The organism is Hydrogenophaga sp. 2FB, assembly GCF_005503365.1.
Taxonomy (GTDB): Bacteria; Pseudomonadota; Gammaproteobacteria; order Burkholderiales; family Burkholderiaceae_C; genus Hydrogenophaga.
The window spans coordinates 68,868-92,651 of the sequence record NZ_SCML01000008.1; the positions used below are offsets into that span (position 1 = coordinate 68,868).

The 23,784-nt window shown below is 68.4% G+C and carries 26 protein-coding genes; 11 read left to right on the top strand and 15 right to left on the bottom strand.

The genetic code is table 11. The annotated features are described in order from the left end of the window. Positions 1-3 precede the first annotated feature (3 nt). The 4 genes from FFS09_RS06995 to FFS09_RS07010 are packed head-to-tail and all read right to left on the bottom strand — an operon-like array spanning position 4 to position 3,293. A complete protein-coding gene (locus FFS09_RS06995) occupies positions 4-753 on the bottom strand; it encodes an amino acid ABC transporter ATP-binding protein (RefSeq protein ID WP_289509294.1) in 750 nt (249 codons plus the stop codon). Further along, on the bottom strand, positions 750-1,688 hold the full coding sequence (locus FFS09_RS07000; RefSeq protein ID WP_137918147.1) for a dihydrodipicolinate synthase family protein: 939 nt from the start codon (positions 1,686-1,688) through the stop codon (positions 750-752). The genes FFS09_RS06995 and FFS09_RS07000 overlap by 4 nt, the downstream gene beginning before the upstream one ends. 43 nt (positions 1,689-1,731) lie before the next feature. Further along, a complete protein-coding gene (locus FFS09_RS07005; RefSeq protein ID WP_137918148.1) occupies positions 1,732-2,409 on the bottom strand; it encodes an amino acid ABC transporter permease in 678 nt (225 codons plus the stop codon). Positions 2,410-2,435: 26 nt separating this feature from the next. Then, positions 2,436-3,293, bottom strand: a complete 858-nt coding sequence (locus FFS09_RS07010) for a transporter substrate-binding domain-containing protein (RefSeq protein ID WP_137918149.1) — start codon at positions 3,291-3,293, stop codon at positions 2,436-2,438. Positions 3,294-3,540: 247 nt separating this feature from the next. Between FFS09_RS07010 and FFS09_RS07015 the strand changes: the two genes are divergently transcribed. The 9 genes from FFS09_RS07015 to FFS09_RS07055 all read left to right on the top strand — a co-directional run bounded on the left by FFS09_RS07015 (position 3,541) and on the right by FFS09_RS07055 (position 12,336). Beyond that, positions 3,541-4,491, top strand: coding sequence for a LysR family transcriptional regulator (locus FFS09_RS07015; protein WP_137918150.1), 951 nt, complete (start codon positions 3,541-3,543; stop codon positions 4,489-4,491). Between the two features lie 33 nt (positions 4,492-4,524). Beyond that, positions 4,525-4,902, top strand: coding sequence for a hypothetical protein (locus FFS09_RS07020; protein WP_137918151.1), 378 nt, complete (start codon positions 4,525-4,527; stop codon positions 4,900-4,902). Positions 4,903-5,003: 101 nt separating this feature from the next. Then, entirely contained in the window at positions 5,004-5,594 is a 591-nt protein-coding gene (locus FFS09_RS07025; RefSeq protein WP_137918152.1) for a TetR/AcrR family transcriptional regulator, read from the top strand. Between the two features lie 89 nt (positions 5,595-5,683). After that, positions 5,684-6,391, top strand: coding sequence for an SDR family oxidoreductase (locus tag FFS09_RS07030; protein ID WP_137918153.1), 708 nt, complete (start codon positions 5,684-5,686; stop codon positions 6,389-6,391). An 11-nt stretch (positions 6,392-6,402) separates the two neighbouring features. Next, positions 6,403-7,788: an MATE family efflux transporter gene (locus FFS09_RS07035; RefSeq protein ID WP_137918154.1), complete on the top strand. Its 1,386-nt coding sequence runs from the start codon at positions 6,403-6,405 to the stop codon at positions 7,786-7,788. Positions 7,789-7,813: 25 nt separating this feature from the next. Then, positions 7,814-8,230 carry a PaaI family thioesterase gene (locus FFS09_RS07040; RefSeq protein WP_502703722.1) on the top strand — a complete coding sequence of 139 codons (417 nt, stop codon included), beginning with the start codon at positions 7,814-7,816 and terminating at the stop codon, positions 8,228-8,230. Positions 8,231-8,354: 124 nt separating this feature from the next. Beyond that, entirely contained in the window at positions 8,355-8,759 is a 405-nt protein-coding gene (locus FFS09_RS07045) for a DUF4148 domain-containing protein (protein ID WP_137918156.1), read from the top strand. A 159-nt stretch (positions 8,760-8,918) separates the two neighbouring features. Continuing rightward, on the top strand, positions 8,919-11,663 hold the full coding sequence (locus tag FFS09_RS07050) for an autotransporter outer membrane beta-barrel domain-containing protein (protein WP_171019898.1): 2,745 nt from the start codon (positions 8,919-8,921) through the stop codon (positions 11,661-11,663). Between the two features lie 28 nt (positions 11,664-11,691). Beyond that, positions 11,692-12,336, top strand: coding sequence for a 3'-5' exonuclease (locus FFS09_RS07055; protein ID WP_171019900.1), 645 nt, complete (start codon positions 11,692-11,694; stop codon positions 12,334-12,336). Here the strand turns inward: FFS09_RS07055 and FFS09_RS07060 are convergent. Further along, positions 12,317-12,811, bottom strand: a complete 495-nt coding sequence (locus FFS09_RS07060; protein WP_137918158.1) for a hypothetical protein — start codon at positions 12,809-12,811, stop codon at positions 12,317-12,319. The two genes, FFS09_RS07055 and FFS09_RS07060, sit on opposite strands and share 20 nt — an antisense overlap. Before the next feature lie 170 nt (positions 12,812-12,981). On the opposite strand from FFS09_RS07060, the gene FFS09_RS07065 reads away from it, so the two are divergent. Both FFS09_RS07065 and FFS09_RS07070 read left to right on the top strand, forming a co-directional pair. Then, positions 12,982-14,079: a 3-deoxy-7-phosphoheptulonate synthase gene (locus tag FFS09_RS07065; RefSeq protein ID WP_137918159.1), complete on the top strand. Its 1,098-nt coding sequence runs from the start codon at positions 12,982-12,984 to the stop codon at positions 14,077-14,079. Positions 14,080-14,085: 6 nt separating this feature from the next. Continuing rightward, positions 14,086-15,081, top strand: coding sequence for a patatin-like phospholipase family protein (locus tag FFS09_RS07070; protein ID WP_137918160.1), 996 nt, complete (start codon positions 14,086-14,088; stop codon positions 15,079-15,081). A 4-nt stretch (positions 15,082-15,085) separates the two neighbouring features. On the opposite strand, the gene infA is transcribed toward FFS09_RS07070, so the two are convergent. The 10 genes from infA to FFS09_RS07120 form a co-directional block, all read right to left on the bottom strand. Beyond that, the gene (infA, locus tag FFS09_RS07075; RefSeq protein ID WP_137918161.1) at positions 15,086-15,340 is read right to left on the bottom strand and encodes a translation initiation factor IF-1; all 255 of its coding nucleotides are present in this window, start codon (positions 15,338-15,340) and stop codon (positions 15,086-15,088) included. Positions 15,341-15,370: 30 nt separating this feature from the next. Then, positions 15,371-15,637, bottom strand: coding sequence for a hypothetical protein (locus FFS09_RS07080; protein ID WP_252374269.1), 267 nt, complete (start codon positions 15,635-15,637; stop codon positions 15,371-15,373). A 431-nt stretch (positions 15,638-16,068) separates the two neighbouring features. Then, positions 16,069-17,778, bottom strand: coding sequence for a flavin-containing monooxygenase (locus FFS09_RS07085; RefSeq protein WP_137918162.1), 1,710 nt, complete (start codon positions 17,776-17,778; stop codon positions 16,069-16,071). Positions 17,779-17,851: 73 nt separating this feature from the next. Continuing rightward, the gene (locus FFS09_RS07090) at positions 17,852-18,664 is read right to left on the bottom strand and encodes an SDR family NAD(P)-dependent oxidoreductase (RefSeq protein WP_212745065.1); all 813 of its coding nucleotides are present in this window, start codon (positions 18,662-18,664) and stop codon (positions 17,852-17,854) included. 17 nt (positions 18,665-18,681) lie between these two features. Beyond that, entirely contained in the window at positions 18,682-19,461 is a 780-nt protein-coding gene (locus tag FFS09_RS07095) for an SDR family NAD(P)-dependent oxidoreductase (protein ID WP_137918163.1), read from the bottom strand. Continuing rightward, positions 19,458-20,447: a branched-chain amino acid ABC transporter permease gene (locus tag FFS09_RS07100; protein WP_137918164.1), complete on the bottom strand. Its 990-nt coding sequence runs from the start codon at positions 20,445-20,447 to the stop codon at positions 19,458-19,460. Before FFS09_RS07100 ends, FFS09_RS07095 begins: the two co-directional genes overlap by 4 nt. 23 nt (positions 20,448-20,470) lie before the next feature. Further along, complete coding sequence (locus FFS09_RS07105; RefSeq protein ID WP_137918165.1) at positions 20,471-21,355, bottom strand: branched-chain amino acid ABC transporter permease; 885 nt, start codon at positions 21,353-21,355, stop codon at positions 20,471-20,473. Between the two features lie 35 nt (positions 21,356-21,390). After that, entirely contained in the window at positions 21,391-22,104 is a 714-nt protein-coding gene (locus FFS09_RS07110; RefSeq protein ID WP_137918166.1) for an ABC transporter ATP-binding protein, read from the bottom strand. Next, positions 22,097-22,867: an ABC transporter ATP-binding protein gene (locus tag FFS09_RS07115; protein ID WP_137918167.1), complete on the bottom strand. Its 771-nt coding sequence runs from the start codon at positions 22,865-22,867 to the stop codon at positions 22,097-22,099. Before FFS09_RS07115 ends, FFS09_RS07110 begins: the two co-directional genes overlap by 8 nt. After that, the gene (locus FFS09_RS07120) at positions 22,864-23,748 is read right to left on the bottom strand and encodes an SMP-30/gluconolactonase/LRE family protein (RefSeq protein WP_137918168.1); all 885 of its coding nucleotides are present in this window, start codon (positions 23,746-23,748) and stop codon (positions 22,864-22,866) included. The genes FFS09_RS07115 and FFS09_RS07120 overlap by 4 nt, the downstream gene beginning before the upstream one ends. Positions 23,749-23,784 lie beyond the last annotated feature (36 nt).

Consider the following 23,784-nt stretch of genomic DNA (forward strand, 5'->3'; position numbering starts at 1 on the left):
TCCTCAGTGCGTCATGACCTGCTTGAGGAACAGCCGCGTGCGCTCGCTTTTCGGACGGGTGAAGAACTCCGACGGCGGTGCGACTTCGATCACCTGGCCCTTGTCCATGAACACCACCGTGTCCGCCACCTTGCGGGCAAAACCCATCTCGTGCGTCACGCAGATCATGGTCATGCCCTCGGTGGCGAGTTCGGTCATGACGTCGAGCACCTCGTTGATCATTTCCGGATCGAGCGACGAGGTGGGTTCGTCGAACAGGATCACCTGCGGCTGCATGCACAGCGAACGCGCGATCGCCACGCGCTGCTGCTGCCCACCCGACAACTGGCCGGGGTACTTGTGGGCCTGGTCGGGAATGTGCACGCGCGAGAGGAAGTGCATCGCGCGGGCCTCGGCTTCCTTGCGGTTGATCTTGCGCACCCACATCGGCGCGAGCATGAGGTTGTCCAGCACGGTGAGGTGCGGAAACAGGTTGAACTGCTGGAACACCATGCCCACTTCGCGGCGCACCGCCACGACGTTCTTCGACTCGTTGTTGAGCTCGATGCCGTTGACGTGGATCTGGCCCTTCTGGTGGTCTTCCAGGCGGTTGATGCAGCGGATCAGGGTGGACTTGCCCGAGCCGGAGGGGCCGCAGATCACGACACGCTCGCCACGCTGGACCTGCAGGTCGACGTCGGTCAGCGCGTGGTAGTCGCCATACCACTTGTTCACTTTGTTCAGGCTGATCATGGGGGTGGAAGTGGTGCTCATGAGGCGGCCTTGGTGGAAGGAAGAGAGGAGATGCCCGCCCGGGTGAGCGCGGCGGCGATGCGGATGGCGTCGTCGGCCGGCAACTCGCGCACGGTGCGCGACAGCGGGCTGGCAATGACGCCGAGTTGCCACAGCGCCAGCTTGATGCGGGCGTACATGTGGGGGCGCGGCAGGGCGTAGACCGCGCGCACCAGCGGGTAGAGCCGGTCGCTCACGGCGCGCATGGCCACGAGGTCGTTGCGTTCGGAGGCCGTCCACAGCTCGTGCAGCTGCTGCGGCACCAGGCTGGCCAGGCCGGAGAGCAGGCCGTGGCCGCCCACGGCGAGTTGCGCGAGGAACCAGTCGAAGTTCGAAGGCAGCACCGCCACCGCCGCGCTGGCGCCGCGGATCGCGTGCCAGTTGTCTTCGTACAGGCTCATGGTGTCGCTGCCTTCTTTCACGGCGACCACCGTCGGCAGCGCGGCCAGTTGCGCGAGCAAGGGCGTGCTGTACGACGCGCCCGAACCCACCGGGTATTGAAAGAGCGCCAAGGGCAGGTTGCCGGCGGCCGCGATGGCGTTGACGTAGGCCAGCACCTCGTCGTCCGTGCGGGTGGGCGAGGCGGGCAAGGGAAACACCGTGAGCACGTCGGCGCCCGCGTCGCGCGCTTCGCGGGCCTGCTGTTCGGCGTCGGCGGTGTGGTCGGCCACCAGGCCCGCCACCAGCTTCTGGCCCGGGCGCAAACGGCTGCGGGTGAAGCGGATCACGTCGCTGCGCTCGTCGGCGCTCAGCGCCGAGCTTTCACCCGCGTGGCCGTTCACGAACACGGCCGTGGTGGACGCCGGCGTGGCGCAGTAGCCGAGCAGGTTGTCGTAGCTCGGCCAGTCGATGCGGCCATCGGGCAGGAAGGGAAGCACCGTGGCGACGGTGACGCCGCCGAGAAAAAGAGAGGTCATGGCGTTCTGAGAGACTGCTGGGGAAATGCCGTTGAAAAGCCGTTCAACGGGCGTGTGCGGTGGACGCGCCGAAGTGGCGTTCCAGGCGCTCCTGCACGAAGCCCCAGGCCGTCGTCATGATCAGGTAGTAGATGGCCGCGACGCCGAAGACTTCGAGCACGTGGAAGTGCTCCTGCATCACCATCTGGCTGCGGCGCATCAGCTCTTCCATCGAGATCACCGAGGTGATGGACGTGGCCTTGAGCAGGCCGTTGATGGAGTTGCCCAGCGGCGGGATCATCAGGCGAAAGGCCTGCGGCAGCGTCACCTTCCACACCACCAGCCAGCCCGGCAAGCCGAGCGAGTCGGCGGCTTCGCGCTGGCCCTTGGCCACGCCCATGAAGCCGCTGCGCACGATCTCCGACATGTAGGCCGCTTCGTTCAGGATCAGCGCGATCAGCGCCGACTCGAGCACCCCCAGGCGCAGCCCCAGCTGGGGCATGCCCGAGTAGATGATCACCAGCTGGATCAGCAGCGGCGTGCCGCGAAAGACCCAGAGGTAGAAGCGCGCGATCTGCGACAGCGCCACGTTGCTCGAACTGCGCATGCCCGCCAGCACGAGTGCCAGCAACAAGCCGCCCGTGGCCGAGGCGATGGTCATCGCCAGCGTGACCCCGGCGCCCCAGAGCAGGAACTGGTTGGTGAGATAGCCCGCGAAGGCGGGAAAGTTGAAGAGTTCCATGCGCGTGTCGAGTGGCTACAAAAAAGTCAGTTGGGGCCGGGGCCGCGGATGGCGAACGGACGGTCGGGCAGCTTGGTCACGCCGTACTTGTCGAACAGCTTGTCGTAGCTGCCGTCCTTGGCCATGCCGTTCAGTACGGTGCTGATGGCTTCGGCGAGCGGGCGCGAGCGGAAGGCCATTGCGGTAGGCGTGCCGCCCTGGCTGGCGAGCACCATGCTCGCCTGGCCTTTGCGCACGTAGTCCTTGCCGGTGTAGTCGGGCGGTGCGATCAGGTCGACCTGTCCGGCACGCAGCGCGGCCATGGCGTCGGCGGTGGTCGGGAAGGCCTGGATGCGCAGGGGCTTGGCGCCCTTGGCTTCGTTGGCCTTCTGACGATCGCGCAACCAGCGCTCCATGTACGAGTCGGCTTCCACGCCCACGGCCAGGCCGTTCAACTCGTCCGCCGAGGCCAGCACCACCTTCTTGTTCGGCGCGGCCACCAGGTCCAGTCCGGTCAGGCCATAGGGCACGAGGAACATGGCCTTGGAGCGCTCTTCGGTCCAGAACATGCCGGTGTGGATGCCGTCGGATCGACCGCCGCGCAGCGCGGGCGCTTGCGCTTGAAAGTCCATGCGCACGAAGTTCATCTTCAGGCACAGGCGCTTGGCGATTTCCTCGCCGAGGTCGATGTTCATGCCCAGCAGCTTGCCGCTGCTGTCGACGTACTGCATGGGCGGCAGCGTGGGGTTCGTGGTGAACGTGAGCTTGCCCGCTTCCACGAGTTCAGAAGGGGCCACGGCCACCACGGGTTTGCATTCCTGGGCCGCTGCGGTCAGAGGGACGAGGCCGGCGCCGATGGCCAGAACGGCCAGCGCGACGGCAGAGCGAAAACGATGGAAAGACACGGTGAGGACCCTTTCATTGATCAACCTGGACGGGAGTGAGCAGGATGTGGGCCCAAGAATAAGTCCGCTAAACCGACGCCTTCAATTCAGTTAAGGGGCGCGACTATAAGGGCACGGTATATGCGTTATCTGGTGCAGGGTTTTCCCCAAATAGGCGCGTTGCCCTCTGGTGGACTCCAATACCCCCAAACAGGTGCACCCTCGCTGCACGAAGAGCACCACGCTGGGGCGCGCCCCCGACACCACCATGACCAATCCCGCCACCCGAACCCTGATCAATTTGCGCCAGCTCGAGGTGCTGCGCGCCGTGATGCGTTACCGCACGACCACCGGCGCCGCCGAAGAACTGGGCATGTCGCAGCCCGCCGTGAGCAACGCCATCAAGCTCGCCGAAACCAAAATCGGCGTGGCCCTGTTTGACCGCGTCAGCAACCGTTTGTTACCCACCGCGGACGCGCAATTGCTGCTGGCCGATGCCGAGCCGATCTTTCGCCTGCACGAAACGATTCAACGCAAGGCCTGGGACCTGCGCACCGGCCGCGCCGGTGTGCTGCGCATCGCATCCACCGCCGAGTTGTCGCAGATGCTGGTGCCGCGCGTGCTGCGCTTGCTGCAGGACGCGCACCCCGACGTGCGCATCGCGCTGGAGACGCTGCGCATGGACGAGCTGATCGAGAACGTGGAGAGCGGCAGCGCCGACATCGGCGTGGCCATGCGCCCGCCGAACCGCCCGAGCCTGGTGAGCGAGGTGCTGATCGAATCCGAGCTGATGTGCATCTGCCCGCCCGGCGATCCCTTGGCCGACATGCCGGTGTTGACACCGTTCGACGTGCACGGTCGCGACATCATCGGGCCCGCGTCGGGCGCGCCCTTGGGCGTGCTGCTCGACGCGGCGTTCGAGCGTTTCGGCGAACGCTACAGCCCGCGCATCGAAGCGCGTTTTTCCAACGTGGCCGCGCCCTTGGTGGAGCAGGGCCTGGGCATCGGCTTCGTGGACGAGCTCACCGCGCGCCACCGGCCGCACGCCGGCTACTCGGTGCACCGCTTCAGCCCGCGTGTGCCGATCAAGGTGTGCGCGCTGGTGCTGCGCGACAAGCCGGTGCAACGCATGGCGCAGGCATTTCTCGATCTGGCGCGCGAGTTCCTGCAGACGCAACTGGATCCGCGCACCGTGCCGCCCGAGATGCCCGCCGCGTAGACCGCGTTGCGCACGTTGCGCAACAATCGCCGCATGAACGCTGATGAACTGATGGCCCTTGCGAAGAAGGAACGCGCTGTCGCGGTGTGCCCGCGCTGCCAGGCCCTGGTCTGCAAAGGCTGGGAGTCCTTGCCGGGTGGTTTCGACACGTCCAACCTGACGCGTGTCGGCAGCCTGCGCGATGCCGATGACGAAGACCCCACGCTCGAGGAATACCACCCGGCGGGCACCTCCGCCTGGTCCGCCGATGCCCCGATCGCCCTGGGCTGGTTCCCCTACAACCGCTGCGACGTGTGGCAATGCGCCGGCTGTGCGCGGCCGTTTCTGCGCTACACCGAACACGGCGGCTACTACACCGACGAGCGCATTCGGGAACTGCAGGCGCATCTCATCGCACCGTCCGCCGCGTAGCCCGGGCAGACGCCCCGGCGTGTTCCGGCGGGGCGGCTGAACGCCCCCTTTCAAATGATGGTCATCATATGACGACCGTCATATTTACGTACAATCGCGCCATGGAAATCGCCCCCAACCGCAAGGCCCTGACCCACGAACGCATCGTCGACACCGCCGCGCGCGCCATCCGCCGCGCGGGTTTTCAGGGGGTGGGCGTGGCCGACATCATGAAAGAGGCCGGCCTCACGCACGGCGGCTTCTATGCCCACTTTCCCTCGCGCGATGCCTTGCTGGCCGAGGCCCTGGAGTACGCCGGGCAACAAGGCGCGGCGCGCCTGGCCAAGGGCAATGCGATTCGCGAAGGCAAGGGCGCGAGCCCGTTTCGCGCGTTGGTGGAGGGGTACCTGTCCGACCGCCATCTGAGTGGCACCGAGAACGGCTGTGCCGTGGCGGCGCTGCTCTCGGAAATGCCGCGCCAGGCCGCCGAGGTGCAGGCGGCCGGCGTGCAACGCGTGCGCAGCCTGGTCGACGCGGTCGAGCGCGTGTTGCCGGACGGCGCAGCGCCGGGCAGCGCGGCCGCCATCGCCAGTCAGCTGGTGGGCGCGCTGCAACTCGCGCGCGCCCTGGGCGACAACGCCGAGGGCAGGGCCTTGCTGGCCCACAACCGCGGCGCTCTGGTCGCGCAGTACGACGATTCCTCGGCGGACTGAACAGGTCCGCCGGCCTACACGTTCATTTTTTCGACCTCAAATATGACGACCGTCATATTAAAACCCACCCACCTGGAACCTGCCGAACCATGAAACTCCACAACGCCTCCGTTCTCATCACCGGCGCCAACCGCGGCATCGGCCTGGCTTTTGCGCGCGAGGCCCTGGCGCGTGGCGCGCGCAAGGTCTACGCCGGCGCGCGCGACCCGGCGAGCGTCACGCTCCCTGGCGTGGAGCCGATCGCGCTCGACGTGAACAACCCCGAGCAGGTGGCGGCCGCCGCACGGCACTGTGGTGACGTGACGCTGGTAGTCAACAACGCCGGCATCGCGAACTTCGGCGGCTTTCTCGCCGAAGGCAGCATCGAGTCGCTGCGCACCCACATGGAGACCAACGTCATCGGTCTGCTGCGCGTGAGCCAGGCCTTTGCGCCGGTGCTCGCGGCGCAAGGCGGTGGCGCGCTGTTGAACGTGTTGTCCATCGCAAGCTGGATCAGCTCGCCCACGCTCTCGGTGTACGGCGCGAGCAAGTCGGCCGCCTGGGCGGTCACCAATGGCCTGCGCATCGAGTTGCGCGGGCAGGGCACGCAGGTGCTGGGCTTGCACATGGGCTTCGTCGACACCGACCTCACGCGCGGCATCGACCTGCCCAAGGCCACGCCCGAGGACATCGTGCGCCGCGCCTTCGATGCGCTGGAAGCCGGCGCCGAGGAGGTGCTGGCCGACGACTTCACGCAGCAGGTCAAGCGCGGCCTCTCGGCCGAACCCGCGGTCTACCTGAGCGCACCGCGCGGCTGATCGGAACCACCATGAGTGCCGTCCTGCCGGTGAACGCCGCGCGCATCGACCCTGCCCAGAACCGTGTGCAACAGATGCTGCATGCGCCCTTGTTGCCCACGCTGTTCCGCCTGGCCACGCCGAACGTGTTGGGCCTGTTCGCGATGACCATCGTGATCGGCTACGACGGCTACATCCTCGGCCTGGTGGGCGCGGACGCGTTGGCCGGCATCGCGCTGGTGTTTCCGTTGTCGATGCTCATGCTGCAGATGTCGGCCGGTGGCATCGGTGGTGCAACCACCGCCGCCGTGGCGCGCGCGCTGGGTGCGGGCCGGCGCGAAGACGCGAGCCGCCTGGCGCAACAGTCGCTGCTGATCGCGGCGCTGCTGGCGGTGATCTTCATGGTGGTCATGCTCGGCGCGGGGCGCGGCATCTTCGCCGCCATGGGCGGCCAGGGTGCCGCACTGGACGCGGCGCTGGCCTACTCGAACGCGCTGTTCGCGGGCGCCCTGGTGATCTGGTTCACCAACGTGCTGGCCGCGGTGGTGCGCGGCGCGGGCAACATGCTGTTGCCCTCGCTGCTGCTGGTGGCCACCGCGCTGCTGCACCTGGGCTTGAGCCCGCTGCTGGTGTTCGGCTGGGGTCCGGTGCAGGGCATCGGCGTCGCGGGGGCTGCCCTCAGCACGCTCACGGTGAATGCCTTGTCCGCGCTGGTGATGGTGGCCTGGCTGCTGCGCCGCGAGGGCGCGGTGCACCTGCAGCGCACGCCGTGGTGGCCGCGCGGGTCGCTGTGGCGCGAGATCCTGCGCGTGGGCTTGCCCGCGTCGCTGAGCCCGGTGATCAGCAACGCGTCCATCGCCGTGGCCACGGCCTTCGTGGGCCACTACGGCACGGCCGCGCTCGCGGGGTATGGCGTGGCGGCGCGGCTCGAATACATCCTGGTGCCGATCGCGTTTGGCTTCGGCACCGCGCTGACCGCGATGGTCGCGACCAACATGGGCGCGGGTCAGGCCACGCGGGCGGTGCGCGTGGCCTGGGCCGGCGGCGCGGTGGTGGCGGCCATCACCGGTGCGATCGGCGTGGCCACGGCCCTGGCGCCCGGTTTGTGGATGAACCTCTTCACGCAGGACGCCACGGTGCGGGCCTTCGGCGCGTCGTACCTCCACATCGTGGGTGGCTGTTACGCCTTCTTCGGACTGGGCCTGGCGCTGTTCTTCGCGTCGCAAGGCGCGGGCCGCATGTTCTGGCCGCTGGCGGGCAGCATGGGCCGCCTCGTGATCCTCGCGGTGGGCGGCTGGCTGTGCGTGCGCGTGTTCGACGCGCCTGCCAGTGTGTTGTTTGCCGTCGTCGCGTTCAGCCTGGTTGTGTATGGTTCGACACTGGCCATCGCGATCCGGCTGGGCAGCTGGACGCGCTGATTTTTTTCCATGGAGACGCATGCACATGAACGATATGACCCCCCAATTCAACGCCCGCGGCGCCGGCGCCTTGCCCGGCCACCTGGGCCTGGTGTTCACGCACGTGAGCCCCACCGAAGTGCGCGGCGAACTCGCGGTCGCGCCGCACACCATGGCACCCAATGGCTTTCTGCACGCGGGCAGCGTGGTCACGCTGGCCGACACGTCCTGCGGCTATGGCTGCGTGGCCAACCTGCCGAAAGAGGCGAGCGGCTTCACCACCATCGAACTCAAGAGCAACCACCTGGGCACCGCGCGCGAAGGCACCATCGAATGCGTGGCCAAGCCCGTGCACCTGGGCCGCAACACGCAGGTGTGGGACGCGGTCGTCACGCACCGCGAGACCGGCAAGACGATCGCGCTGTTCCGTTGCACGCAGATGGTGCTGTACCCCAAGGCCTGACGGCCGCGCGTTTTTTGTCAGCAAATGTGTGGCGGCGCGCGGCGTTGAATCCAGTGGCGAGGTGGGGGCGTATTCAGTGGGCCAACCACCGCCGGCTTGTCCGGCACCACCGAAAGGAAACGCCATGACCTCCGCACGCCTCTCCCTCATCGCCCTGGCCCTCGCCACCGCCTCCATCGGCAGCACGTTCGCCGCCGATGCCGCCGCCCCCAAGACACGCGACCAGGTGCGGGCCGAACTCGCCGAAGCACAACGCAATGGCACGCTCATCGCCGATGGCCAGACCGGCGCCACCTTGCGCGACCTGAACCCTGGTGTCTACCCCGCCATGCCCGCCGCCACGTCGATGAAGACCCGCGCCGATGTGCGGGCCGAGTTGAACGAAGCCTGGTCGCGCGGCGATCTGGTGGCCGACGGCCAGACCGGCGCCTCCTACCGTCAGTTGAATCCCGGCTTCTATGCCACACAGACCATGGCCACGCACAGGGGTGGGTCGACCCACGTGGGCCATGTGATGCCGCTGCGCTGAGCGCGGACAGGCTCAACGTAACCCCGGCGCGTGCCACGTTGCCGGGGCTTTTCACGCTATCTTTTTTGCTTGAACTGCGCGCAAGCCTCGGGTATCGTCCGCGCGGAGGGCCGCGCATCCCTCGCCCACATTGGCCCCATGTGCGCAGGGGGTCCCGCCTTGACGCTTCGCCACCGCACCGCCGCCATCCGATGGTCCCTGGGCAGCGCGGCGTCGGCCGCTCTGGTGTTGTCCGCTGGTGATGCGCTCGCGGTGTGCGACGACACCGCGCCGGCCTCGGGCGCCACCGTGGTGTGCAGCGGCGCATCGCCCGCGGGGGTGGACGCACAAGCGGGCAGTACCGGGGTGAGCGTCGTCATCGACGCTGGCGCGACCGTCGGCGGCCCGTTCGGCGCGGTGGTGCAAAGCAGCAGCACCATCGTCAACGCGGGCTCGGTCAACGCCACCGCCGGCAACGCAGGGCTGGCCGCGCGCCTCGATGACAACAGCATCACCAACAACGCCGGCACCGGCGTGGTGAATGCCACCGGCGCGGGCAGCCGCGCCATGCTGGTCAACGGCAACCGCAACACACTCGTCAATGCGGGAACCATCACGGTTGGGGGTGCCAACAGCTATGCGCTGTCCGCGCTCACCGGCCCCGGCACCACGCTGTTCGACAACGTGTTTCGCAACAGCGGCACGATCAACACGAGCGGACCCGGCGGACACGCCCTCTACGCGCTGCAGAACGACCGCGCGCTGCTGGAGAACACCGGCCTCATCGTGACCACGGGCAGCAACGCCACGGGCCTGCGCGTGGTCGGTGGCAGCAACACGCTGACGAACAGCAACATCCTGCGAACCACCGGCACGGACGCCAATGCGGTGTACATGCAGGGCAACAACAACCGGCTCGTCAACACCGGCCTGATCGAGACCACCGGCGCGGGCGATGCCGAGGCGGTGTTCTCCAACACCGCCGGCGCGAGTTTCGCGACCACCATCGAGAATGCCGGGGGCGCCGAGATCCGCAGCGTGCAGTCGGTCGCGGTGCGCGGGCTCAACGGGCAGGAAACGCTGATCAACGCCGGCACGCTGGTGGGCGGCGGCGGCACCGCCGTGTCCCTGGCGGGGGGCAACGACACCGTGGTGCTGCGCACGGGTTCGAGCATCACGGGCCGGCTCGATGGCGGCGCGGGCACCGACCTGCTGCGCCTGGAAGGCAGCGGCAGCCTGGCCAGCGACGCGGACCTGTTCGAGCGCCTGCACATGCAGGGCTCGGCCTGGTCGTGGTCGGGCACGGGGCGCTTCAATGCCGTGGACCTCGACAGCGGCACCTTCACGCTTACCGGCCTGGTGGGTGGTGCCGCGCGCGTGTCCTCCGGCGCCACGCTGACCGGCACCGGACAGGTCGAGGGCAGCCTGCGCGTGGCGGGCACCGTGCAGCCGGGCTTGACGCCGGGCAGCGGCGTGCTGACGGTGGACGGCAACTACATCCATGAAGCCGGCGGGGTGCTCGCGGTCACGCAGACGCCGACCACCGCGGACCGCCTGGTGGTCACCGGCACGGCCGACCTGCAAGGCGGCACCGTGGCCGTGCTGGCGCAGACGCCGGGGGTCTACACACCTGGCGTGCGCGTGCCCATCGTCAGTGCCGCGGGCGGCGTCACGGGGCGCTTCGACGCCTTGTCACTGCCCAGCACGCTGTTCATCCGCACCACGTTGATCTACGACGCGAACAACGTCTACCTGGGCACGTTCCAGACGGCGCCGTTCAGCGCGCAGGCCGACTCACCCAACCGCGCGGCCGTGGCCGACACGCTGGATGCCGTGCAGCCCACCGCCACCGGCACGCTGCGCGAGGCCGTGGACGAGCTGTTTTCGATGACACAACCCGGCACCGTGACCGATGCGCTGGACAGCCTGGCCGGCGGCGTGATCCCGACGCAACTGACCATCGGCTGGCAACAGCAGCAGTCCTTCGTGCGCGGCCTGATCGACCGCGGTGCCGCGCTGCGCGGCGTGCGCCCACTCGGGGCGGACACCACCCAGGCCTGCCTGCGGCAGACGGCGAATCCCTTCGACACGTGCGAGGTCCGCGTGTGGGCGCGTGCCTTTGCCACGAACGCGCGCATCACCGGCGCGCCCGGTATTGCGGGCGCGCACAGCCGCTGGCGCGGTGTCGCGCTGGGGTCGGATGCGCGCGTGTCGGCCGATGCGCAGGCCGGCGTCGCACTGGAACTGGCCGGCAACACCGCCGCGCACCGCGGACAGATCGCGCGGGGCACGCAGGACAGCGTGGCGCTCGGCGCGCACATTGGTGGCCAGACGCCCCGGTGGCACTGGGGTGTGGCGGCATCGCTCGGGTCCTTGCGGGGCGACCTCTCGCGGCAGGTGGTCGTCGGTTCGCTGAACGTGCCGGCCCAGGCGGACTGGCGTGCCCGTGTGGCCAGCGCCGAGGCGGAGATCGGCCCGCGCATGGAAGGCGACGGGTGGATGGTCGAGCCGTTCGGTTCCTTGCGCGCATCGCGCGCGCGCCTGCGCCCGATCCGCGAAGAGGGTGCGGGCGAAGCCGGCGTGCGGGTGGCCGGCACGTCGGTACAGTCGACCGTGGCATCCGTGGGCGTGCGCGCGCTGCGCCGGCTCACCGCGTCGGCCGCGTGGACCCTCAGCGGCTATGCCCGCTGGTTCAGAACCTCGGGCGACCACGACCTGCAGACCACCATGGCGTTCAGCGGTGCGCCGGCGCAGCGCTTCACGGTCACCGGGGCCTCGCCTTCGCGCAATGGCGCCGCGCTGGGTGTGGAGCTGACGTACGCCCGGCCGTCGTCGCCCACGCGCCTGCACATCGGCTACGACGGCCTGCGCGCGGGTGGCTGGCGTTCGCATGGTGTGGCCTTGCGCGTGGAGCGGCCTTGGTAGGCAGGGTGACGCGCTACAGTTCATCCCCATGACCCGCATCGCAGTGATCGACTTTGAAACCACCGGCATCTCCACCACCCAGGGCGACCGCGCCACCGAAGTGGCCATCGTCATCACCGAGCAGGGACGCGTGGTGGACCGCTACCAGAGCCTCATGAACGCGGGTGTGCGCCTCTCGGCCTTCATCACCCAGTTCACCGGCATCACCAACGCCATGGTCGAGGCCGCGCCACCGGCCGAGACCGTGATGCGCGAAGCGGCGCGCTTCGTCGGCGACGTGCCCATGGTGGCGCACAACGCGTCGTTCGACCGCCGCTTCTGGATGGCCGAGCTGGCGCGCGCGGGCGTGGATGCGCACCATCCCTTCGCCTGCACGGTGCTGCTGTCGCGCCGGCTCTATCCCGAGGCGCCCAGCCACAAGCTGGGTTCACTGGTGGATTTTTTCCGGCTGCCGCGCACCGGTCAGGCGCACCGTGCGCTGGCCGACGCCGAGATGGCGGCCGAGTTGCTGGGCCGCATCCAGCACGATCTGCGCGCGCGCCATGGCGTGAGCGACCCCGATCATGGCTTCCTGATGGCACTGCAGCGCTGCGCGCGCGCCGCCTTGCCCGGTTTCATCCAGACGCACACGCGGCGCCCGGGCCCGACGTCGCTCAGTACACGCGCAGCTTGAACTGCACGATCACCGCGCCGTCGACCTTGCCCACCGAGGGGATGATGCCGACGTTGACGCCGTAGCGTCGGCCTTCCCAGGTGGCCATGGGCACGGCGGCGAAGAAAACGCCGCCCTTGGCCTGCGAGGGGTACCCATTCATCAAACCGATCGTGCCGCCGACCTTGAACGGCCCGACTGTCCACGGTTGCCAGTTCACCGCCGCATACGACGTGGTCTTGCGCACGCTGTTGTCGTACGCGCCGGCCATGTACGACAACTCGGGGCTGGTGCGAACCTCGACACCCAGGCCGATGTTGTTCTCGTTGTAGCCGCGGTCGCGGTGGAAGTGGCGCGAGAAGCCGCCCACGTTGAGCCAGACCTCGTTCCTGGATGCCTCCAGTTGCATCGCGGGAGGATCGGCCGGCGCCGTCTGCGCAACAGCCGCGCCGCTGCCCAGGCACAGTGCCACAAGCGCGGGGTAAAAAGTCTTCATCGTTGTCCTTGTGCATCCGCCCACACCGTGGGTTCGTCACCCTTTGTTTCGACCCCACCGTGCGCGCCTTGAACCCGGCCATGCCCCAGAATCAACCGTTGCGTGACTTTCTGGGCGCTTCCAGGACACCAGACACCACCTCTGTCATGCGCATGACTTTTTCGATCTGTATGAAAACCCACACCCCACACACCGCCCTGTCCACCCACGACACCACCCGCATCGATGACCTGCGCATTGGCGCGGTGCGCCCGCTCATCACGCCCGCACTGCTGCAGGAATGGCAGCCCACGCCCGACAGCGCGCAGACCCTGGTGGAGAGCAGCCGCGCCGCCATCTCGCGCGTGCTGCACGGGCAGGACGACCGCCTGGTGATCGTGGTCGGGCCGTGTTCCATCCACGACCACCAGCAGGCGCTCGACTACGCGCGGCTGCTCAAGGCGCAGGCCGATGCGCTGCAAGAGGATCTCCTGATCGTGATGCGCGTCTACTTCGAGAAGCCGCGCACCACCGTGGGCTGGAAGGGCTACATCAACGACCCGCACCTCGATGGCAGCTTCGCGATCAACGAAGGGCTGGAGATGGCGCGCGCGCTGCTGCTCGACGTGCTCGCGCTCGGCCTGCCGGTGGGCACCGAATTCCTGGACCTGCTCAGCCCCCAGTTCATCAGCGACCTGGTGAGCTGGGGCGCGATCGGCGCGCGCACCACCGAGAGCCAGAGCCACCGCCAACTCGCCAGCGGCTTGAGCTGCCCGGTGGGTTTCAAGAACGGCACCGACGGCGGTGTGAAGGTCGCGTCCGACGCGATCCAGGCCGCGCGCGCCTCCCATGCCTTCATGGGCATGACCAAGATGGGGCAGGCCGCGATCTTCGAGACGCGCGGGAACGACGACTGCCACGTGATCCTGCGGGGCGGCGCGTTGCCCAACTACAGCGCGGCCGACGTGGGCGCGGCCTGCGCCTTGCTGCAGAAAGCCGGTTTGCGCGAACAGGTCATGGTCGACGTGTCGCACGCCAACAGCAGCAAGCAGCACCGCAAGCAGATCGAGGTGGCGGCGGATGTGGCCGCGCAAGTGGCCGCGGGCGATACACGCATCGTCGGCATCATGATCGAGAGCCACCTGCACGAAGGCCGGCAGGACATCGTGCCCGGCCAGCCGCTGCAAACCGGCGTGAGCGTGACCGACGCCTGCATCTCGTTCGAGCAGACCGTGCCGGTGCTGCAGGACCTCGCGGCGGCCGTGCGCGCCCGGCGCGCGAAGGCCTGAAGCACCATGGCCTTGACGTGGCGCGGACCCCCCACCGTCAACCTCGCCCTGCAGGGCGGCGGCGCGCACGGCGCGTTCACCTGGGGCGTGCTCGATGCCTTGCTGGAAGATGGTCGCCTGCGCTTCGAGGGCGTGAGCGGCACCAGCGCGGGCGCGATGAACGCGGTGATGCTGGCGCAAGGCCTGATGGCGGGCGGGCCGGACGGCGCGCGCGCCGCGCTGCGGGGTTTCTGGAGCGCGGTGGCGGCGAGCATGCCGTTCGAGATCGCCGCGCCGGCGGTGCAGCTGATGCTGCAGTGGACGCAGCACTTCTCGCCCGAACAGCTCAACCCGTTCGACCTCAACCCCCTGCGCAAGATCCTCTCAGGCCAGGTCGATTTCGAACGCCTGCGCGCGCACAGCCCGGTCAAGCTGTTCGTGGCCGCCACGCACGTGAACACCGGCAAGCTGCGCCTGTTCCGCGCGCCCGAACTCACGCCCGACGCGGTGCTGGCCTCGGCCTGTCTGCCGACGCTGCACCGCAGCGTGGTGATCGATGGCGAGCCGTACTGGGATGGGGGTTATGCGGCCAATCCAGCGGTGTTCCCGCTGTTCCACGAGTGCCGCGCGCGCGACATCGTGCTGGTGATGCTGGCGCCGCTGCAGCACAGCGCCACGCCGCAGACGGCCGCGGAGATCAAGAGCCGCATGATGGAGCTGGCGTTCAACGCCACGTTCCTGCGCGAGATGCGCATGTTTGCCCACCTGCGCGCGCGTGCGCGGCACAGCGCGTGGTGGCGGCGCGGCGAACTCGACCGGCGCCTGGCCGGCACGCACTTTCATGTGATCGAAGCCAGCGAATTCATGCGCGGGCTGAGCACCGAGAGCAAGGTCGCGGCGAACATGCGCTTTTTCGAGGAGCTGTTTGCCGCCGGCCGTGAACACGGCCGTGCGTGGTTGACGGCCCACCACGCCGACGTGGGTCGGCGCAGCAGCGCCGACCTCGAGGTCTTGTTCTACTGAGGGATCAGCGCGGCTTGCGCGGTGCCGCCGGGCCGCGGCCCTCGATGTGGCGGAAATTGATGCGGCCCTTGGTCAGGTCGTAGGGCGAGAGTTCCAGCGACACGCGGTCGCCCGCGAGGATGCGGATGTGGTTCTTCTTCATCTTGCCCGCCGAATAGGCGATCAGCTGGTGTCCGTTGTCCAGCGTCACTCGAAAACGGGTGTCGGGCAACACCTCGTTGACGATGCCCATCATGTCGATCAGTTCTTCCTTGGCCATGGTTGTGTTCCTTTGCTTGAAGTGTATCGGTCAGTTCGGGCGGGCGGACTGGCGGTTGGTGTCCTGCACCCAGTCGATGCCCTGTGCGATGGCGTATTCGGCCGCCGCATCGTGTGTGGAGAAGGCGCTGTCGAACCGCATCACGCGGTCGGTGGAGGCGCTGCCGTGGCCGCTCGCAATGGACACCTGCGCGGCGAACAGGCCGCCCGGCAAGGAGCGCGGGAAGGCGGCGATGCGGTACTTGCCCAGGGTGATGGGCGTGAGTCTCGTGTGCGTTGTGTTTATCGTATGAATCATCAAAAAAATCGGTGGGCCAGGGCGCGCGGACATCGCCGCAGCGTCGGTAAAGCCCGAAAACAAATAACCAGTGGCAGCCCCAGCGCCGGGGTGTCCTGCCACTTCATCCGGCATCGGCCCGGTGCGTCAAAGCATCGGGTCAGGACCGGTGCACGAGCCACAGCAGAGGCATCGGCAACAAACAGCAGGGAAAGAAGAGGACCACGGTGCCGTGAGAGGGCGGTGTGGTGCGGCGCCTTGCAGGGGCTGGACCAGCAAGCCCCTCTGCCGGGGGCACTTGCGTTCGTCGTTGCGGTAAGGCGGGACGAACGGCTGGTCGCTCAAGGCGACCGCGCATTATAGCCTTTTAGGTACAAGTTGTGTGGTAGGCAGTTCAAATTCGCCCATGCGCGCCTCCCCGTGCTCATGGCGCGACGGGCGGAGCAGCCGCCCTAGACCCCTGCCACCGGATCCGCCGCCGCGAACCTCGGCTCGCGTTGCACCTCGGCCTTGGCGGGTCCGAAGCTGAAGCTGGCGTACCCGTCCTGCACGGCCGCCGTCGTGTACTGGCGGTAGGCATAGAAGCCCCCGGTGAAAAGCGTGAGCCCTTGCGGCTTGTCCTTCACGTTCGCGCCCACCCACCAGGTCTTGGCCTTGTTGATCAGCGAGCGCTTGGCCAGGTTGCGCACGACGTCCATCCAGTCCGCCTCGGCCTTGGGGGTCGGCTCGATGGTGGTGAGGCCGTTCTTGTGCATGTGGGTGATGGCGCCGGCGATCCAGTCCACGTCGTGCTCGCTGATGCGGATGATGTTGGCCAGCGCCGCCGGACCGTTGGGGCCGGTGGTCATGAAGAGGTTCGGGAAACCTTCCATCATCAGACCCAGGTACGACCGCGCGCCGTCCTTCCATTTGTCGTTGACCTTGCGGCCGCCGCGACCGACCACCTCGAAGGCCATCAGCGCGCCCGTGAGGCCGTCGTAGCCGGTGGCCAGGATCAGCATGTCGAGCTCGACCTCGCCGGACTCGGTGCGCACACCCTTCTCGGTGACTTCGACGATCGGGTCGGTGAGGCAATCCACCAGATGCACGCTCGGCAGGTTGTAGGTTTCGTAGTAGCTGGAATCCAGGCAGGGCCGGCGCGCGAAGATCGGATAGCCCTTGGGCTTGAGCCGCTCGGCGGTCACCGGGTCCTGCACGATCTCGGGGATTCGGTTGCGCACGAATTCGGCCACCTGCTCGTTGGCCTCCTCGTTGAGCATCAGGTCCGAGAAGGTGCCAAGCATCGCCAGGCCGCCTTGCTTCCAGGCGTCTTCGAGCAAGGCCTGGCGCTGGGCGCGGGTCACGCTGAAGAAGGCCCGGGTCGATTGCGGCCGCGTGCCGCCCACCGCGCTGTTGCGCGCGGCTTCGCGGATGCCCGCGTAGTGGCGCTTGACCTCGTCCACGTACTCCGCATCGAGGTCGACGTTGCGCATCGGCATGGTGAAGCTGGGCGTGCGCTGGAAGACGAAGAGTTCGCCAGCCTGCGGCCCGACCTCCTGCACGATCTGGATACCGGTCGAGCCGGTGCCGATGACGCCCACGCGCTGACCCTCGTAGCTCACGGGTTCGTGCGGCCACCGGGCGGCATGCAGCAGGCGGCCCTTGAAGCGCTTGATGCCGGGGATGTCCGGCTCCTTCGGAACCGACAGCGGGCCGGTCGCCATCACGCAATACGGCGCCTCCCAGGTCTCGCCGCGGTCGGTCCTGAGCACCCACAGCGCGCGCGCCTCATCCCAGGTGGCCTGGTTGACGCGGGTGTTGAACTGGAAGTGCGGGCGCAGGCTGAGTTTCTTCGCGACGAAGTCGATGTAGCGCAGCAGTTCGGGCTGGGCCGCGAACTGCTCGGACCAGGTCCATTCCTGCTCGATCTCGGGCGAGAAGGAATAGCTGTAGTCGATGCTGGGCAGGTCGACCCGGGCGCCCGGGTAGCGGTTCCAGTACCAGACGCCGCCCACGTCGCCGCCGGCCTCGAAGGCCTGCAGGCTCAGACCCATCTCGCGGAAGCGGTAGACGGCGTACATGCCGCCGAAGCCGCCGCCGACCACGAGGACGTCGACGCGTCGAGCGCCCGGCGCGGCCTGGCCCTGGGCGGTGCTGGAGTTCTTGGATGTCTCGGCGTTCATGCGCATCTCCACGGAAGTTCAGATCAACAAAAGTGTTCGGCCACAGGGTGGTTCGTACAGCCCGCGGCCGGTGTCAGCCGGCTTTCCAGCCGGCCATGTTCAAGCTGCCCATCAGCACGCTGGAGAGCGCGCCGTCGACCAGCAGATCGGTGCCGCTGACATAGCCGGCGTCGGGGCCCACCAGGAAGGACAGCGCGTTCGCCATGTCCTCGGCCTGGGCGATGCGGCGCAGCGGCACGCGGGCCTCGCGCTGCGCGCGCGACGGTGCATCCGCATAGACCGGCGCGGTGCCCGGGGTTTCGGTGATGCCGGGCGACAGCGCATTGACGCGGATGCCGTCCGGCCCCCATTCGAGCGCCATCTGCCGCACCAGCATCAGCGCCGCGGCCTTGCTCGGGCTGTAGGCGGCGAGTGGCGCGGTGGGTTGGCTGCCCGAGATCGACGTGGTCACCACCATGCTGCCCTGCGCGGCCTTGAGCAGGGGGTGCGCCGCGCGACCCAACAGCCAGGCGGCGCGCACGTGCAGCGCAAAAACCTGGTCCCAGTCTTCCAGGCGCGCCTCGAGCAGGGACGCGGGAATCGCGGCGCCGGCGTTGCTGACGACGGCGTCCAGGCCGCCGAATGCCGCCGCGGCTTCCACGAGCCGCGCCGGTGTCGCCGGATCGGCCATGTCGGCGCCGATGGCCTGCACCTCGGCGCCGTCCTCGCGCAGCCGCGCGGCCAGCGATTCGAGTTCATCGCGGTGCAGGTCGGCCAGCACCATGCGTGCCGGCAGGCCATGGCGCTGCCGCGAATCGCGCGCCAGCCGCTCGGCCATCGCCCGCCCGATGCCGCGCGCCGCGCCGGTCAGGATGATCCGCATGCCATGGGGTTCGGGGGTCGTCATGTCCATCGGTCCTTGCGTCATCCGGCCAGCACGCCGCCGTCCACCGGCAGGGTGACGCCGGTGATGTAGCTGGCCATGGACGAGGCCAGGAACAGCGCCGGCTCGGCGATCTCCTCGGGCTGGCCGACACGGCCCAGCGGCGTGCGGCGCAGGAAGCCCTGCAGCCGCTGCGGGTCGGCGCGGGTGGCATCGGTCATGGGCGTCTCGATCACGCCGGGTGCGATGGCGTTCACGCGGATGCCATCGGGCGCGAGGTCGACCGCCATCGATTGCGTCAGCATCTTCACCGCTCCCTTGGACCCCGAATACCCGACGCAGCCGGCCTGCGCGATGAAGGCCGCGCCCGAGGCGATGTTGATGACGCAGCCACGCGTCTGGCGCAACGCCGGCAGGAAGGCATGCAGCACGTTGAAGCCGCCCAGCACGTTGACATCGAACACGCGGCGGATCTTGCGGTGCACGTCGGGCGTGTCGATGCCTTCGCGCAGCAGGATGCCGGCGTTGTTGACCAGCACGTCCAGCGCGCCGATCTCGCGCCCGATGCGTTCGGCCAGGGCGGCGCAGGCCGGCACGTCGGTGATGTCCAGCGCGAAGGCCCAGGCGCTGCCGCCCGCGTCGGTGATCTCGCGCACGGCGCCTTCGCAATCTTCGGCGCGCAGGTCGACCAGCACCACGCGGGCGCCGGCGCGTGCATAGCGCAGCGCGATGGCGCGGCCGATGCCGGCGGCGGCGCCCGTCACAAGGGCGAGCCGGCCTTGCAGGAGGAGGACGTCGGATGTGGTGGGGTGCAGGGTCATGGCGTGTCCTCGGAAGCCTTGGCGGAAAGAGATGGGCCGTGGCTCGCGCGGCGGGCCAGGAAGGCATTGATCTCGCCGACGATGCCGCGGCGGAACAGCATGACCACCACCACGAACACCGCTCCCTGCACGATCAGCACCGCCTCGGCGAACGCGGACAGCTGGTTGGCCATGGTCACGACCACGATGGCGCCCACCAGCGGGCCGAGCATGGTCTGCAGGCCGCCGACGATGCCCATCAGCAAGGCTTCGCCCGAGGTGACCCAGCTCACGTCGGTGAGCGTGGCGATCTGGAACACGATGCTCTTCATGCCGCCGGCGAGGCCCGCCAACGCGGCCGAGAGCGTGAAGGCCAGCAGCTTGTAGCGGTTGACCCGATAGCCCAGCGAGATGGCGCGCGGCTCGTTGTCGCGGATCGCGGTCAGCACCTGGCCGAAGGGCGAATGCACCACACGCCAGATGAGCCAGAAGGCCGCCACCACCGTCACCGCGACCACGTAGTAAAGCGTGAGGTTGTCCTGCAGGCTCAGCAGGCCGAACAGCTTGCCGCGCGGGACGTTCTGGATGCCGTCCTCGCCGCCGGTGAAGGGCGAGCGCAGGGCGATGAAGTAAACCAGCTGCGCGCAGGCCAGCGTGATCATGGAGAAGGCGATGCCCGCGCGGCGGATCGCCAGCACGCCGGTGGTGGCGCCGATCGCCGCCGCCACCGCCGCGCCAAAGAGCACGCCCAGTGCGGGGTCGAAGCCCCAGACCTTGACCGCATGCGCCGTCGCGTAGCCGGCCGAGCCGAAGAACATCGCATGCCCGAAGGACAGCAGCCCGACGTAGCCGACCATCAGGTTCAGCGAGGCCGCGAGCAGCGCGAAGCACATCAGCTTCATCAGGAAGATCGGATACGCCACGGCGGGCGCCAGCAGCAGCACCAGCGCGCCGGCGACCAGCAGGGCCGCGCGGTGGCGCTCGAAGAACGAAGGGGTCACGGTCATCTTGTTGTCTCCTTGGACCGGTGTCAGCGCAGGCTGCCGAAGAGGCCTTGCGGGCGCACGGCCAGCACGATCAGCATCACCACGAACACCACCATGCCGGCGCCGTCCGGGTACACCAGCTTGGTGATGCCTTCGATCACGCCCAGCCCGAAGCCGGCCACGATGGCGCCGATGATCGAGCCCATGCCGCCGATCACGACCACCGCGAAGACCACGATGATCAGCTGCGAGCCCATGAGCGGATTGACCTGGTAGATGGGCGCGGCCATCACGCCACTGAAGCCCGCCAGCGCCACGCCCAGGCCGTAGGTGAGCATCAGCATGCGCGGCACGCGCACGCCGAATGTGCGCACCAGGTTCGGGTTCTCGGTGGCGGCGCGCAGGTAGGAGCCGAGCTTGGTCCGTTCGATGACGAACCAGGTCCCGATGCACATGCCCATGGACGCGACGATCACCCACAGCCGGTACCACGGGAAGAAGGCCATCGACGTGTCCAGCCCGCCCGAGATCGGGTTGGGATAGGGCTGGCCGGTGGCGCCGAACTTGTAGCGGAACACGCCTTCGAGGATCAGCGCGAAGCCGAAGGTCAGCAGCAGCGCGTAGACATGGTCGATGTGGTACAGCCGGCGCAGCAGGGTGCGCTCCAGCGCGATGCCGCTCAGGCCGACCACCAGCGGCGCCAGCACCAGGGCCCACCAGTAGTTCAGGCCCAGGTACTCCAGCATGCCCCAGGCCACGAAGGCGCCGAGCATGTACTGCGCGCCATGCGCGAAGTTCACCACGCGCAACAGGCCGAAGATGATCGCCAGGCCCAGGCTCATCAACGAATAGAGCGAGCCGTTGATCATGCCGACCAGCACCTGGCCCGCGATGGCGGCCAGTGGGAATCCAAACAAGGTGTCAGGCATAAGGTGTCTCCGTGTTGTTCTTGTGTGGATGCGCGTCAGACGCCGAGCAGCGCCTCGATCCGCGCGTGGTCGCTGACGAGCGCCTGCCGATCGAAGTGCTCGGCGACCCGGCCCTCTTCGATCACGTAGAAGCGGTCGCCGACGCCCGAGGCAAAGCGGAAGTTCTGCTCCACCATGAGGATCGTGAAGCCGCGCTGGCGCAGGATGCCGATGGCCTCGCCGATCTTCTCGATGATCACCGGCGCGAGGCCTTCGGTGGGTTCGTCCAGCAGCAGCAGCGTGGCGCCGGTGCGCAGGATGCGGGCGATCGCCAGCATCTGCTGTTCGCCGCCCGAGAGCCGCGTGCCGGGGCTTTTGCGCCGCAGCTTGAGGTTGGGGAAGAGCGTGTAGATCTCGTCGATCGTCATGCCGCCGGGCATCAGCACCGGCGGCAGCAGCAGGTTCTCTTCCACGTCCAGGCTGGCGAAGATGCCGCGCTCCTCGGGACAGTAGGCGACGCCCAGGCGCGCAATGTCCTCGGGCACCATGCCCTGGGTGGGACGGCCGTTGATCGCAATGTGGCCCCGCCGCTTGGTGAGCAGGCCCATCACCGCGCGCATCGTGGTGGTCTTGCCGGCACCGTTGCGGCCGAGCAGGCACACCACCTCGCCGGGCTGCACCACAAAGTCGATGCCATGCAGCGCCTGCGTCTCGCCGTAGAAGCCGGTGAGGCCGCGCACCTCCAGGCAGGGGATGTTCTGCTCAGGCATGGGCACCTCCCACATAGGCTTCGCGCACGCGCGCATCGTTCGAGACTTCGTCATAACTGCCTTCGGCCAGCACCTCGCCAGCCTGCAGCACGGTGATGCGGTCGCACAACTCGGCCACCACCTTCATGTTGTGTTCCACCATCAGCACGGTCCGTTCCTTGGCAACCTGCGCGATCAGGCGCGTCACCGGTCCGATGTCCTCGTGGCCCAGGCCGGCGATCGGCTCGTCGAGCAGGATGAGCTCGGGCTCCAGCGCCAGCGTGGTCGCCAGTTCCAGCGCGCGCTTGCGGCCGTACGGCAGGTCGGCGGCGGCGTGGTTCGCATAGGGCTCGAGGTTGACCGCGGCGAGCAGCTCGCGTGCGCGCTCGCTGTGGCGCTCCAGCACCCGCGCGCTGCGCCAGAAGGCGAAGGTGCCGCCGGCCTTGCGCTGCAACGCCACGCGCACATTGTCCAGCACGCTCATCTGGCCGAACACCGCCGAGATCTGGAACGAACGCACCATGCCACCGATCGCGACGCTGGCCGCGTCGCTCTTCGTGATGTCGCGCCCGTTGTAGTAGATGCGCCCGGCACTGGCCGGGATGAACCGGGTCAGCAGGTTGAAGCAGGTGGTCTTGCCCGCGCCGTTGGGGCCGATCAGGGCATGGATGCTGTGGCGCCGGATGTTCAGCGACACGTTTTTCACCGCATGGAAACCGAGGAACTCCTTGCCGAGCCCTTCGGTGCGAAGGATGTGGTCGCTGTGGCGCGCGTCTGCCGTCATGTGAGACTCCCGTCGTTGAAGAGCACCTCGGGCAGGCCGCGCACGCCCAGCCCGTGGAAGGCGAACAGCGCGCCCGCATCCGGGTGGTCGCTGCGCAGCAGGTTGCCCGTGTTGCGAATGCTGGTGAGGTACAGCACGTCCAGGTTCGGCCCGCCAAAGCAGGGGCAGGTCGGGTAGGGCGTGGGCACGTCGAGCAGCGTGAGCAGCGTGCCGTCGGGCTGGAAGCGGCCGAGCTTGCCGCACTGCACCAGCGCGATCCACAGGTTGCCTTCGGCATCCACCGTGGCACCGTCGGGCGCCGAGCCGTGTGGCAGCGTGCTGAAGAGCGTGCGGCGCGGCCCGACCGCGCCGGTCGCCGTGTCGTAGTCGACCACGCTGACGTTGCCGCTCAGGCTGTCCGCGTGGTAGAGCTCGCGGCCGTCGGGGCTGAAGCAGGTGGTGTTGGCCAGCGCGATGCCGTCGAAGAGCGGTGTCGCGCTGCCGTCGGTCTCCAGCCGGTAATAGCCGCCATCGGTGTCGTGCCGGCCCTGCACCATCGAGCCCGCGACGAAGCGGCCCTGCCGGTCGGTGCGGCCGTCGTTCATGCGCATGGCCGGGCCCTTGTGCCGCACCTCGGCCAGCCGCCGCACGGCGCCCGTGGACAGGTCCATCAGGTGGAAGCCGTCCTCGAGCGCCAGCACCAGCCGCTGGCCGCTGCGCGTCAGCGCGATCGAGCCCACGTCGCTCGGGGTGCTCCATTCGCGGGTCTGGCCCTTCGACACGCGCCGCACCAGCCTCGCCTTGGAATCGATCCAGACCAGCGACTGGTCGCGCGCATCCCACACCGGGCATTCGCCCAGCCGGTCGCGCGTGTCGCCGATGATCTCGTGTCGTACGCTCATGTGCACCCGCCCTGGTTGTGCTGGCCGACCTGCTGG